At 45.9% G+C, this 13,208-nt stretch carries 10 protein-coding genes and 2 pseudogenes; 6 read left to right on the top strand and 6 right to left on the bottom strand.

The genetic code is table 11. The annotated features are described in order from the left end of the window. Window positions 1-430 precede the first annotated feature (430 nt). The 3 genes from C0Q44_RS00400 to C0Q44_RS00410 form a co-directional block, all read right to left on the bottom strand. Window positions 431-1,336 carry a hypothetical protein gene (locus C0Q44_RS00400; RefSeq protein ID WP_105405560.1) on the bottom strand — a complete coding sequence of 302 codons (906 nt, stop codon included), beginning with the start codon at window positions 1,334-1,336 and terminating at the stop codon, window positions 431-433. Between the two features lie 322 nt (window positions 1,337-1,658). After that, window positions 1,659-2,390 (bottom strand): nuclease-related domain-containing protein, encoded by a 732-nt coding sequence (locus tag C0Q44_RS00405; RefSeq protein ID WP_105405561.1) that lies wholly within the window; start codon window positions 2,388-2,390, stop codon window positions 1,659-1,661. Between the two features lie 273 nt (window positions 2,391-2,663). After that, entirely contained in the window at window positions 2,664-3,557 is an 894-nt protein-coding gene (locus tag C0Q44_RS00410) for an NAD(P)-dependent oxidoreductase (protein ID WP_105405562.1), read from the bottom strand. Between the two features lie 240 nt (window positions 3,558-3,797). Between C0Q44_RS00410 and C0Q44_RS30580 the strand changes: the two are divergent. The 3 genes and pseudogenes from C0Q44_RS30580 to C0Q44_RS00430 all read left to right on the top strand — a co-directional run bounded on the left by C0Q44_RS30580 (window position 3,798) and on the right by C0Q44_RS00430 (window position 7,552). Further along, a pseudogene (locus C0Q44_RS30580) lies at window positions 3,798-4,919 on the top strand (GerAB/ArcD/ProY family transporter). An 85-nt stretch (window positions 4,920-5,004) separates the two neighbouring features. Then, a pseudogene (locus tag C0Q44_RS00425) lies at window positions 5,005-6,392 on the top strand (spore germination protein). Then, window positions 6,389-7,552, top strand: coding sequence for a Ger(x)C family spore germination protein (locus C0Q44_RS00430; RefSeq protein WP_105405565.1), 1,164 nt, complete (start codon window positions 6,389-6,391; stop codon window positions 7,550-7,552). Before C0Q44_RS00425 ends, C0Q44_RS00430 begins: the two are co-directional and overlap by 4 nt. A 134-nt stretch (window positions 7,553-7,686) precedes the next feature. Here the strand turns inward: C0Q44_RS00430 and C0Q44_RS00435 are convergent, their stop codons facing one another. After that, window positions 7,687-8,262 carry a hypothetical protein gene (locus tag C0Q44_RS00435; protein WP_105405566.1) on the bottom strand — a complete coding sequence of 192 codons (576 nt, stop codon included), beginning with the start codon at window positions 8,260-8,262 and terminating at the stop codon, window positions 7,687-7,689. 852 nt (window positions 8,263-9,114) lie between these two features. Between C0Q44_RS00435 and C0Q44_RS00445 the strand changes: the two genes are divergently transcribed. Beyond that, complete coding sequence (locus tag C0Q44_RS00445) at window positions 9,115-9,651, top strand: hypothetical protein (RefSeq protein WP_105405568.1); 537 nt, start codon at window positions 9,115-9,117, stop codon at window positions 9,649-9,651. A gap of 102 nt (window positions 9,652-9,753) precedes the next feature. Here C0Q44_RS00445 and C0Q44_RS00450 read toward each other — a convergent pair whose 3' ends face one another. Then, a complete protein-coding gene (locus tag C0Q44_RS00450; RefSeq protein WP_105405569.1) occupies window positions 9,754-10,035 on the bottom strand; it encodes a hypothetical protein in 282 nt (93 codons plus the stop codon). Window positions 10,036-10,274: 239 nt separating this feature from the next. After that, the gene (locus C0Q44_RS00455) at window positions 10,275-11,564 is read right to left on the bottom strand and encodes a galactokinase (RefSeq protein ID WP_105405570.1); all 1,290 of its coding nucleotides are present in this window, start codon (window positions 11,562-11,564) and stop codon (window positions 10,275-10,277) included. Window positions 11,565-11,906: 342 nt separating this feature from the next. Between C0Q44_RS00455 and C0Q44_RS00460 the strand changes: the two genes are divergently transcribed. Continuing rightward, window positions 11,907-12,833, top strand: coding sequence for a DUF2268 domain-containing putative Zn-dependent protease (locus C0Q44_RS00460; RefSeq protein ID WP_105405571.1), 927 nt, complete (start codon window positions 11,907-11,909; stop codon window positions 12,831-12,833). Beyond that, window positions 12,808-13,197 carry a MerR family transcriptional regulator gene (locus C0Q44_RS31370; protein WP_308737380.1) on the top strand — a complete coding sequence of 130 codons (390 nt, stop codon included), beginning with the start codon at window positions 12,808-12,810 and terminating at the stop codon, window positions 13,195-13,197. The genes C0Q44_RS00460 and C0Q44_RS31370 overlap by 26 nt, the downstream gene beginning before the upstream one ends. Window positions 13,198-13,208: the final 11 nt, after the last annotated feature.

A 13,208-nucleotide genomic window follows, 5' to 3' on the forward strand; every position in this document is an offset into this window, starting at 1 on the left:
TAGTCATTTTTATATCAACATCATGTTGAATATAAGTTAAATTATTCCTTAACTATACTCTGAAATCCGGCAATATTCTACATAAAAAAACAATGAATACGTTATGATACGCATCGCTCCAGATATAGTTTCAAGTGGATTTGAAAAACCTTCTTTGCACTCCATTTTTCAAGGTAACATTCATGTAAAACAAAAAAACCAGGACATCATATCCCGGTTTTGACGGCTAATATACTTTTGTATTTATATTTCAATGAATCTTTGATTATTCTTATATTTCGTTTTGCTTTTCTTCCATGCCGCATCCACTGTCGTGTCAATGGTGCTCCATTGGCGATCTAGATACACTTTAATCCAAGCATGATAGGTATCTACATAAGTGCTTCTTCCCATGTTTAGCTTGACTGGAATGCAGACACTCCGAATCATGCTATTTATCTTCCCCGTAGATCTCTTTGATCCGCGCTTCCTCATTCGTGGACAATAGAGCATTAAGCAATCCCATCGCGTTATTAGCATCTCTTCTCACCGTTGTGTACATCTCGGCAAATGCCGCTTCATCCTTCGCAGGGTCCATCACAGCCAGCTCGCCCCATGAAGTACGGGCCTTGTCATATAATGTAGTCAATGTAATGTCATATGGATGCTGTGCAACTGGGGCCATGGATTCAAATTTCGCTGTGACGCTGAAGAAATCCTTGGAATCCTGGAACGATTTACTGCTATAATCCTTATTTTTCATGGCATCTTCGGTAATCAGCAGGCCTTCACGGGCGATAAATAGCGTCTTCACCATGGCACGTTCCAGATTGGTTGCTTCTTCCCAAGTTACATAAGATTCGTCAGGTGCTTGTACGGTTGTGAAAAAAGGAAAGGCATCATCAATCAACCGCAGCGAATCGGAATGAATCGGCACCCCCGCATTCATGTCCACAACGGCATCACTATAGTTGGCAACATTAATATTTTTGGAACCTTCCTCACTGACCCGACGCACCGGATGATCATTAAGTGGGATACGGATATAACCGAGTTTATCCGCATACTGCTGCTTCAACTCTTCCAGTGTGGAATCCTTTCCAATCTTGCCGTCGTCAGTGGAAGAAGATTCTTCTGTAGTTGAACCTGTCTGCTCACTACCATTCGAACCGGAGGCTGCTGTTTCTGTTACGGTAGCATTCGAGCTACTTGTCTCTGACGGAGCAACTTCTGTACCAGAAGCAGACTCCGGCGATGATGATGTTTCTTTAGCTCCGCCACCACAAGCTGTCAAAATCGCTGCCAAACCGAACATGACCGTGAACGTCTTTATCATGTAATTCCATTTCATCTTCATCGTATGATATTCCCCTTATCGTATGTATATTCCTGAGAACCATTAACCTCTGCTCCAAGCCTTGAACATCCATTCCAAAAATATCCTTTCGGATAACATGCGCGATTCACAATTAGACATGGTCTACATTGTATCATAAGTCAAAAATGGGGTGTATACGACGATATACCTGTGTCTAAAGCCTTTAAGAGATTGTTCAAGAAGACTGAAAAGAAGACTGAACATCGGTCTTTTGAACATGCACTTACTATCCCTGTATTAACTACCCCCGCAACACAAAAACACTGCCATCCGTATGGACAACAGTGTTCGTGAAGTATGATCATTTGATACCTTTAGCCTTCTCCATGTGTTCTGACCGAATCTGAGGGTCCGTGGAATTGACCGATGATAACAAGTTATAGATCGCCTGAATATCCTGCTCCTTGAATACGGTCTCGGGAACTTCTGACTCAAGCCGTTCCGTCTTGCGCTGAATCGTCTCCACCAACTCATGATCATAGATGATCAATTCATCCGAATTCACATACCGCACCGCAGGATCAACACTGATCCGGCAACGGTTCGTGAACGTCACCATGGAGACGAGACGTACTCTTTTGTAATCCCCAAGGTGGGCATGAATGGCTTCAACATGCGCACGATGTTGCATGAGCGGATTGTACATGTTGACCCGACTGCTGCTGACCGACCAATTGGCCTCTCTTCGTCCGCCGCGAATCTCACCTGTCGTCAGATTTCGGGTTTCGATCACGAAGATTGCCCGCGGACCGATCACGACATGATCAATCTGTGAATATCCGGAGCGCGACTTCGGATTGGTGACGAGCAGGTCATTTAACACTTTGTATTCCCCTGAAAGACCTTGCAGCTGCTCTGATGTACTAGGCTCCTCAGGCTGGCGTGTCCAATCCCCTTCTGCTTTTTTCTTGCGCTTACTACGAACCAGACGCGGAGGAATGGTTGTCGTCGAAGGCAATGCTGAAGCGGAGGCTGTAATTGAGTTCGCAAGCTCTGGCTGAGTCTTGAACAGAGACAGGATTTTCTTGAACATGGGCAAGCTCCGTTCTATTTAGTGTGGGTTACGGGTGACCATTACAGGAGGAATAACATCCTTTGACATATTCATTATGTAAACTTCTATTACTTATGTCGGATAAAGGGGGGTAAAAATAAAGGGAAGGCGACCAAAATTCATCCATTAGCCAAAGTATATATGAACAATTAACCAATTCCGTGACTTTAGACGCATAAGCGGTGGTGAAAAAATAAAAAACAGCGCAACCTTTCCTGGGAAGAAAAAGATACGCTGCTGTTCTCTTGGATGTTAAGCCTGAAGATAGTAGGTGTAGAGTACCTGTGTACCTTTCTCGTCCAGACCATGATTCGATATTTCCTGATACAGGGATTCAGCCAGTGCCAGCCCAGGCGTTCTCATGCCCATTGCTTTGGCAGACTCCAGTGCAATGCCCATGTCTTTGATAAAATGTTTCACATAGAATCCAGGCTCATAGTCGCCTGCGATCATGCGCGGACCGAGATTGCTGAGCGACCAGCTTCCGGCTGCACCGGTAGCTATACTCTTCAGCACATTCTCCGCGTCCAGACCCGACGTCTTGGCATAGGCGAGTGCTTCGCATACGCCCATCATGCCAGAGGCGATGGCAATCTGGTTGCACATTTTGGTATGCTGCCCGGCTCCTGCCTTGCCTTGCAACACAATGTTAGTGCCCATCTGCTCAAACAGCGGACGCACCGCTTCAAAGGCGTCCGCACTACCGCCAACCATAATGGACAGCTTGCCATCCCGTGCTCCGATGTCGCCGCCGGACACAGGCGCGTCCAGTGCATGTAGCCCTTTGGCTTCTGCAGCCTCGGAGATCCGCGCAGCCAGCAGTGGACTGGATGTCGTCATATCAATCAGGTATGAGCCCGGTTTGGCATTAGCCACAAGACCATTCTCACCAAGGTAAATCTCTTCTACATCTTTCGGATACCCCACCATCGTGATGATAACATCACATGCGGCAGCCAGTTTGCCCGGCGTGTCATGCCATACGGCACCTTCTTTCACCAACGCTTCCGCTTTGGCAGCAGTTCGCGTGTACACATGCAGCGGATATCCCGCTTGCTGGATGTGCCCAGCCATACTTTTACCCATCACGCCTGTACCAATAAATCCAACTTTCGTCTCTTCAGGTGCATTCGTCGTATTGGTCATCGCAGGTTTCCTCCCTTAATTGAAAACAAATGCTTGTACACCCTATCATTGCGCGTCAGTACCTTCAATCTCCGGACATTTCAGTCTAAACCGCTGGATCACTATATCTGTATGTTAATCCTTTCTGTCTGCTCCGTCCATCTCAATGGCAACTTTCTGTGAAAAAAACTGAAACCGAATCATTTTCCCATAGACTGCACAATCTAACGGAAACTTCCTTCAGTGGAAAGGAGGATTGCCATGAGTCGTGAAAAAGGTCAAATTACCATTTGGTTGTCCTTTTCCATCATTTTATTAAGTGCCGGACTGGTCTGCCATGTCTTGTCCATTCCAGCCATTCTCGAAGCTGCAGGCAGAGACGGATGGTTGTCTGTCGTAGCAGCCGCTCCCTTGTTCATGTTGTTTCTAGGTATGATGTACATCATCATTCGGCGAGTACGTGGACAGCGATTAACGGATTGGATCACGCGAGAATTCGGAGCCATTCCTTCCTGGATCTTCCGCATCTCCGCTTCCATTCTGCTGTTCATGCTCGGCACGCATACGCTGTATGAGACAACCAACTGGACCGTGTCCACTTATCTTCAATTCACACCTCCCTATGTTCTGGCAGGTGGCGGAGCACTGGTTGCTGCCTGGGCGGCAGCCAAAGGCATACGCTCTATTGCGATGACTTCCAGTCTGCTGCTGCCCTTTGTGATACTGCTTGGTTATTTTGTAATGTCCGCCAATATGAAATAAAAAGAATACAGTCTATTGTTCCCGATCATGGAGAACGGAATGGGTCCCGTGTGGCGAGGCATGATCTACTCCCTTGCCGGGCTTATGGAAATCTGGATTCTCATGTTGTTCCAACATGAAGTCAAAGGCAAAATTCGGTGGTGGTATGTTCTGATCCTCGGCGTATTTATGCTCAGTATGGCGATAGGTCCAACCATTGGAGCCATTGTGGAATTTGGTCCTGAAGAAGCAGCAAAACAACGAAATAGTCCATATGAGCAGTGGAAACTTGTGAATATCGGCAAGCTGTTGCAACACGTTGATTTTTTGTCCATCTATCAGTGGCTTAGTGGTTCCTTCGCAAGGGTGGCCATATCCATGTATCTCATCGTAGATCTGCTGAATTTCCGTAGACCGAAGAAACGATATATCGCCATTCTTACCATTACCGTCATCATGAGCTTCATGGCGATGCAATGGTGGCGCATTGATTACGTGGATTATTATGTGGACCATATTCAGTTCCCCGTCATGCTCGCCTATGTATCGGTCGTTACCGTGATATTAACGATTGCTGCATTAATCCACAAAAAAGACAAGGAGGCTCCCGAACGTGCCGATCTCAACCCAGCCCAAGAATAATCGTGAAGTTGAACCGTTCCGAATGAACGAGCATCACTTGAATACCTTTTTTGCCGGATCTGACGATGTCATCATTAATAGTCACATGATCGGTGAATCTCCGATGCAGATCCTTATGGCCTATTGCAGCGGTATGGTGGACAGTGAAGCGATCTATGATATTATTCTCCCGGAACTCAAACGAACGTATGAGCACACACACTTTGTCCATACGTCCGACATTGAAAAATGCATCAGCCTACAATGGACCCGAATGGATTTGCAAGATCCGGCATTCGGAACCGAGCTGATGTCTCTCCGTGTTTTTGAAGGCCATATGTTGATCTGTATTCCTTCCCTTCAAGCCATGTGGAGTATTGATATCTCCAACATCCCGACACGGACACCAGAGGAGTCGACCACCGAAGTTTCGATTCGCGGGGCAAGAGACGGGTTCATTGAACCCCTTGCCGTGAATATCGCTCTGATACGCACACGTCTGCGCACGAACCAGCTGGCCTGTAATATTGAACTAATCGGTTCACGTTCTGCAACCAAGGTGGCACTGATGTATATCAAGAATATTGCCAATCCGGAGCTGATCGAAGACGTCCAGGATCGGTTGCGTAAGATTGAGACCGAACGCATTTTGACCGCCAATGAATTGGAAGAATTGCTATCCCCTTCTAAGATCACCTTGTTTCCCCTGACCCATTACACAGGCAGACCTGACTTTGCGGCGGAATGCCTTCTGAACGGTCGGTTCATCCTCATTGTTGACGGCAATCCCAGCGCCATCATTGGACCAGTTAATCTGTTTCTTTTGCTCAAATCACCGGAGGATGCCAGTTTTCCGTTCTTGCCTGTGAACGTAGGACGAATGCTACGCTTTCTGGGTCTGATGATTACCGTGTTCCTGCCCGGATTCTATATTGCGCTGACATCCTTTCATATGGATCAGATTCCCTTCCCTCTGGTCGCCACGATATCGGTTGGACGCATGGGACTTCCGATGGAATCGGGAGTAGAGATGTTTCTCATTATGCTGCTGATGGAGTTGTTCCGGGAGGCGGGGGTACGTTTGCCCAGTGCCATCGGCCAGACATTGACTGTCGTTGGAGGTCTCATTATCGGAGATTCCGCCATCCGAGCCGGGATGGTCTCTCCACTCATGATTGTCATCATCGCAGTCACCGTCGTAGCTGGAGCAACCATTGTGAACCAGGTCATGACCAGCTCTGTGCTGATTCTGCGCTTCCTCTGTTTTGTCCTGGGGCATCCCTCGGCATCTATGGGTTCATCCTGTCGTTAATTCTGTTCCTCATCTACCTGACGGATCTCAAATCATTTGGCATTCCATATCTGACGCCGTTAACGCCACTTCATTTCAAACAAGCCATAGCTTCGTTATTCAAACTGCCAAAAGGGTTGGGCAAACGCAGACCCGTCTATCTTGAAACCCAAGAACCGCGCAAGAAAGGAAACGGACGATGAAACGCTTGTTACGGCGATGTTTGCTGGGCCTGTTAAGCCTATCGATGTGCGTGATAACGAGTGGGTGCTGGAGTGCCTTTGAGATCCAACAGGTGGACTACGCCAAAGCATTTGGGATTGATTATAAGGACGGCATGTATCATCTGTATGTACAAACGCTGGATTTTGCCAGTGTCGCCAAGAGTGAAAGTTCGGCCAAAAGTGCTGATACGCCGCCTGTATGGGTCGGACATGCCGAAGGGAAAACATTGAGCCTGGCGCTAAACGAACTGTTTCGTACGGCTCAATTACACATGGCCTGGGGGCATGTTACAGCCATCGTTATGGCGGAAGGTGTGCTCACAAGCAAACATATCAAAGAAGTATTTGATATGCTGGGACGTTTTCCAGAATCCCGTTATACGACCTGGGTGTATGGAACACGCGAGCCACTGGAGAAAATCCTGAGTGCAACGTCCATCTATAATATGTCGCCCTTGGACAGCATTCTTCACAATCCGCTCCCCACTTATATGGAAGAATCGTTATACCCGCCCGTGCTCAGCTTCCAGCTCATTGCAACGCATAATGATCCGGCTACCACGACGTATCTGCCGAGTATTGCATTGAACAATACCCAATGGGCTAAGAATCAGAAGAAACATGATTTGTTTCTGGTCGAGGGGGCCTTTTTCGAAAAAACAGGTGTTGCCTTTGAATTCCTGTCACGCAGTCAGCTTCCCGGTTATCACTGGCTAATCAAGGACATGCGGCGGGCTCCCTTACTTGTACAGAAGGAGGGAACGATCTACGGGGCACTCAGTGTAGGATTGCCAAAGATCAAAATCAAACCTGTCATTCAAGGGGAAGATGTTAAGTTCAACATTGATGCCAAATACCTAACTGCACTGTACGAATATCTGGTGCCTACCTCTTATAATGAGATGATCCAGATTAGTGAAGTGAAGTTGCGGGAGCAGATCATGCAGACCTATCGTCATGGCCTTGAGCGTGGTGTAGATATCTATGGCCTTCAGGAGAAGCTGTATCGCAAAAATCCAAAGCTCTGGCGCAAGTTATCTAACAATGGTACCAAGATGATGCTCAACGAAGACTCCATACAGGATCTAAAAATTCACCTCACCATTCCGTATACAGGGAAATATAAGAGGAAAGTGTAACAAGAACGCGAAACACCCCTGCCCGTATGTAACGACGGATAAGGGTGTTTGTGTAGATGGATGTAGTTCGTTTGTAGTTCAGGTCATGCAGGTCTGTGACTGCGAAATTTCCATTCCATAAGCCAGCCTGCTTCCTAATCCTCACTATCGAGAGATGAGTAGATGACGTGACCTTCGTCGTTCAATCCTTTTATGTCCCATATCATCTCGTGAATCGGCTGCTGGATTACCGCATACCACAACCTGCCGTTGGATTGATCGGAAGATGATTCCACGATTTCCGCTTCCAACCGTGAAGATGCCAGATTTGGTTCGTAGCGAATGTGCACCTGGGTAATGTCAGCATCGTGGAGATACCCATATATAATATAGATCATTTTGCCTTTAGACTCCTCGTATCCTGATATATGAGAAGAAAGCGGCTCGGCCGGATTATCCTGCAGACCACCGCCTATTCTGGCCAGTTCGGAGAACCACATCTTTTGCTGGATCAAAGCAGGAGTCAGGTTATTCGTAGTGAGATCTTGATATAAAACCAATTGTGTTCGCGTTTCAATAGTTGTAACTAGCTTCACCTGTTCTGGGGGAATACCTTCTTCGCTTAAGATTGTGTCGATGTCCTGCGGACCACAAGAGCGTATCAAAAACAGAGCGACCAATACAAAGAACAACACGTACGCTACCCGTTTACGGTTGCTTGTCTTGGGCATAGATTAACCTCTCCTTAAAATTGAATCTCTATAAACAATTAATTATCGTAGAAATGGTATATCAGATAACGCTGCTCCGAAGTAATCTACCAGCATCCATGCAACGATCCATAGCAATGGCAAATGCGATCAACGGCCAGATCAGTAATGTCAGACCATATATTAAGGTGAAAATCATGATATACAAAAAACTTCTTTCTTTACTTCTTGTTATATCTTTGCTTAACAATCGAACTCTCTCCCATGCGTTCATTTTATTTTAAAAAAACGGCCAACGGCCGCTTACTCTCAACTGACTTTCACTTCTTATAATAATGCATTACCCGTAACCGAGTAGTCAGGATTAAGGTCTGAGGAATGAGCACAAAAACAATATACATAAGTACAATTAACCATAGATGTGCGGCAAAATTCTCCGCACCAAACGATGGTTTCGGACGCTCAATCCAATACCACCAACACGGGATGGCAATAAACCATGTCAATCCTGTCGAAACGAACATGTCTTTTACATCGCTCCACAGAAAGCAGAACAGCGCGACGAACAAAATAGGACCTATCCAAGAATCCAATATCGGTCCCCAGCTCTTGAAGACAAAGATAATGGCAGGATACAAAAGATTGATGGTCCAGCGCCATATGTTATTAGTATAAAGATTCATTATTTTTCACCTCGCTACGTACCGTTGCAATTTCACGTGAAAATACAGGCTACAAAAATTTGCGAAGATATGTACTCTCGATTTTAAAAGGTTATTCAATTACATACTGGGAATGAAATGAAAAGAAGAAGCATGATTTTGGATATTATTGCTCATACTACCTTCAGGAAATTATCGAAGGAGTGACAGCATGAGGTTAAAAAGTATCATCGCCGTTGGAGCCGTGTTAACCTGCTCATCTCTGTTATGGGGCTGTGGCAATGGCACTGCGAATAATGCTTCCCAGCAACAGAATGACACCGTTCGATCGGAGAGTTGGAGCGATCCCAAACGACTGGAAGCTTCCCATCTGGAGGCGCTTGAACGTATGGAGAAAGACCATATTCACCGAATGGTCTCGCTTAGTGCAAGTACAGATGGAGACAAAGTGATGACCACACTTGAACGGTCGAGCCAAAAGTTGGAGGAAATGCGACCGCTCGCCGAAATGCTCCAACATGAAGGACATCCGGCATTATTACAGCGAATTCAGGACATGTCCGGCGATATCCAAGGTTCCAAATCCGTCATTGCTGAGATGAAAAATGTGCCTCAGGACGGTAAAATTAAGATCCAGTCTGAGAATTCCGATTCCTTGCATCACATCAGCAGTTTCCGCGATTACCACCAGTATATCCAGGGACAAGTGCAATCTTTAGACGGTAAATCTACACAAATGTCCCACTAACCCTAAAGATAGCTCAGAGAATCGTTACAGTCGGAATACGATAATCCGATGGTTAACGGTTCTTTTTTATTAACTTCATATTGTTATCCCTCTACTACAGCTTCATTCCACCCACAACGATACCCAGATGAACATGCTAAACAACAAGACTGGCGCAAGTGCTCCTGTGGCTAGTATGATCCAAAGTGTCGCGGGCTTGATCTTTTGGCAGTATGCATCGACCTTGCGCATCCGATCTTTACGCCACTTGGCAAACCTAAGCCGTCTGATCATTTGATTCAGAACTATTTGCCGCTGCTCGCCCTCTTCGAATTCATCGATCGCACGCCGCAACTCCTCGTATAATTGAGCCTCTTCCTGACCAGCTAATTTAGGTGTAATCATCTGATCCTTCCTCCCATGAGAACATTATTGAGATACAGCCTCTCACTTATTTGAACCATCATCAATACGCCTGTATTCTAGTCACTACCAACCTAACTAAACCACTACTTAAATAACACATTACAGGCCTTCAAAGTTTGAAGTTTTTTAAAAAAATGAACAACCCAAAAACCCGGACATGGCCCGGGCTTGATTGGATCATTCTTATAACGATTTATCTGAGTACTGTTTAGCCAGCATTAGGCAATTAATGCATTCAGGCATACCGCACCCTGTGCACGCACATTAACAACAATAATAGGCGTATCCAGCATGTCATGCATCCAGGACATATACTCTTCTACTTTTTCATTCGGAAGAATCGTCAGGATAACCCCTGCGAATCCGCCACCATGAATACGACAAGCGCCATCACCCAGGTTTTGCAGATAATTCTCCGTCACAGCCAGCGCAATGCCAATCTCTTGTTCCTTCACAGCACCACTCTGATATACATTTTGCAGCCACTTCCATGACGAGTTACCAGACGCTGTAATCAGTTTCAGGAAATCAGCAAAACGTCCATCCCGCAACGCCTGAACTTGTCCATCGACACGATTGTTTTCTTCTAGGAAATGAAGCGCACGCAGCACAGCACGATCCCCAGCAGCTTCACGAACCTTCTTGAGATTGGCATAGATTGCGTCTGCTGTAATTTCCCGAACATACTCACTGCCCAGCGCCTGAGCAACCGCTCTCATCTCATATGGCACAGCAGCATAATCTTCCGTCAGATCAGCGTGGTTGCCACCTGTATTCACAATGACCAATGAGTAGCCGTTTTGTTGGAAATCCCACTGAACAGGCTCAATAACCGGCTGTGCTGGATTTTCAAAATCAATAGCAATGAGTCCGCCGTACGCACAAGCCATCTGATCCAGCAGACCCGAAGGTTTGTTCCAATAGTGATTCTCCGCATACTGACCGATTTTAGCCAAAGTGACAACATCCAGTGTACCGTCATTATAGAAATGATTCAAAATCGTACAGATCAGCATTTCGAAAGACGCCGATGAACTCAGGCCTGATGCCGAGAACACGTTACTGGAGATGTACGCTTGGAAGCCACCAACCTGGTGTCCAAATTCTCCGAACCCCGCAGCCATACCACGAATTAATGCTGTTGTGCCATCGTCTTCCGCATTTGGCGTGAGGTCCGTGAGATCGATTACATATTTCTTATCGTAGCCTTCCGAATAAAAAGTAATAACCGATTCTGCCGTTGGCGCAGCCACCGCAAGTGTATCTAGCGTAATGCTGCCCGCCAGCACTTTACCATGGTTATGATCCGTGTGATTGCCGCCAATCTCACTGCGTCCTGACGCGCTGAACAACTTGCTTCCTTCTTGTACGCCAAAGTACTCTTCGAACGTTGCGTTCAGCTTCGTGTAACGTGCAGTCTGTTCCTGTACTTGTGATTGTCCATACATTTGGGCAAGCAGCGCTTGGCCCTCCGTGGATTGGATCAGATTCAATGGTTGTGTCGTCATTAATAATCCTCCTATGGATATGCAGCTTTTATTTTCGACTGTTGGTTAACATGGTTGTCGCATCTGTTTCATGCCTTATTCCTCTCCCATTATCTCAGCTTCGTAGCGGAAAAGGTAGGGTAGAATTGAAAGTTTGTAAGCGTTTTGTGAAGATTTTTTGACGGAGGGAACGATGAAGATTAAATCGAACTATCCCAAGCTATTCGGTGCATCTTCGCTTACTTTCTTGGATGATGGACTTACACTGAATCATTCAGAGCAACCGCGTAACCCCCACGCTTGACTGTTACGTTAGGTCATACTTGATAATGATCTCAAGCGAATAAGAAGGAGAGATTAAGGATGAAGCTTACCGTGTTGCGCTCAGATCAAATCTATGAAGAGATCATCCAGGCTGCACCCGATGAGAAAGTGGAGTTATACCGCGAGCTTATGATGAGTCCATTCATGAATAAATGGAACATTCAACAGATCCCGTTTCGATCTCAAGAGCCTCACGGCTTCGATGTGATCATGATGAATAACTTTATGAATATCGCTCCCGCAGATATCACACCTGAGATTAACCAATCGTTAGCAGCGATCTCGTCTGAAGCATTTTGGCAACAGTGTCATGAAGCCGTTCGTACGAGTCTATCTACCTTTACAGATCACGGGATTGAGCTGTTAGTCTCTGAATATCTATATACCATTTTATTAGGCGACAAGAATAGCACTTCACTCACGATGAACGAAGGTATTAGCGGAGATGGTGGAATCCCCGGTTATATTATTGCGAACCTGATCCCTAATACGTATACTCTACCTCGTATGCAATCCGTGTTAGCCCATGAATGCAATCATAACGTGAGATATCAATATATCCAGTGGAATCCACAGATTACGCTTGGCGAGATGGTTGTTAGTGAGGGGTTGGCCGAGAGCTTTGCGACATCCCTCTATGGAGAAGAACTGCTAGGTCCCTGGGTAGCCAAAACGGATATGGAGATATTGAATAAAGTAATCAAACCGAAGATGAAAGACCAGTTACATGTCACCGGTTTTGACCAGATTAATCCGTATCTATACGGCGATGAACTTGCCACACTGCAAGATTTCACTCCCGTAGGTATGCCCTATGCGGCTGGCTATGCCTGCGGTTATCACTTAATCCAATATTATCTGAACAAAACAGGTACACCGATTACCCAAGCAACCATCACTCCGGCAAGTGTTATCCTTGCTAAAACAAAGGACTTTTGGAATGAAAACACCCTATTTCACCGTTAAAAATATCATTCAGATTACCGGCATCACCAAACGCGCATTACATTATTATGATAAAACGGATCTCTTAAAACCGAGCAAAGTCGAGGACAATGGCTATCGGTATTACGATCAAGAGGCACTGGGGAATCTGCAAATGATTCTCTTGTTCAAAGAAATGAATTTCCCATTGAAAGACATTGCAGCCATGATGCAACTTTCCAAAGAAGAACAAAAAGATATCCTAAGAGAGCATCGCAGTACACTCGTTCAACGAAAACAAAAGCTCGAAACCATCATCGACCAGTTGGACGAGTATGTGGATGGGACGGATCTCTCTCATCTTCATCTGTTTGACGGCTCTTCCATTCTGTCCATTCAAGACTAATATGAATCTGA

This window comes from Paenibacillus sp. PCH8 (assembly GCF_002968835.1).
Classification (GTDB): domain Bacteria; phylum Bacillota; class Bacilli; order Paenibacillales; family Paenibacillaceae; genus Paenibacillus.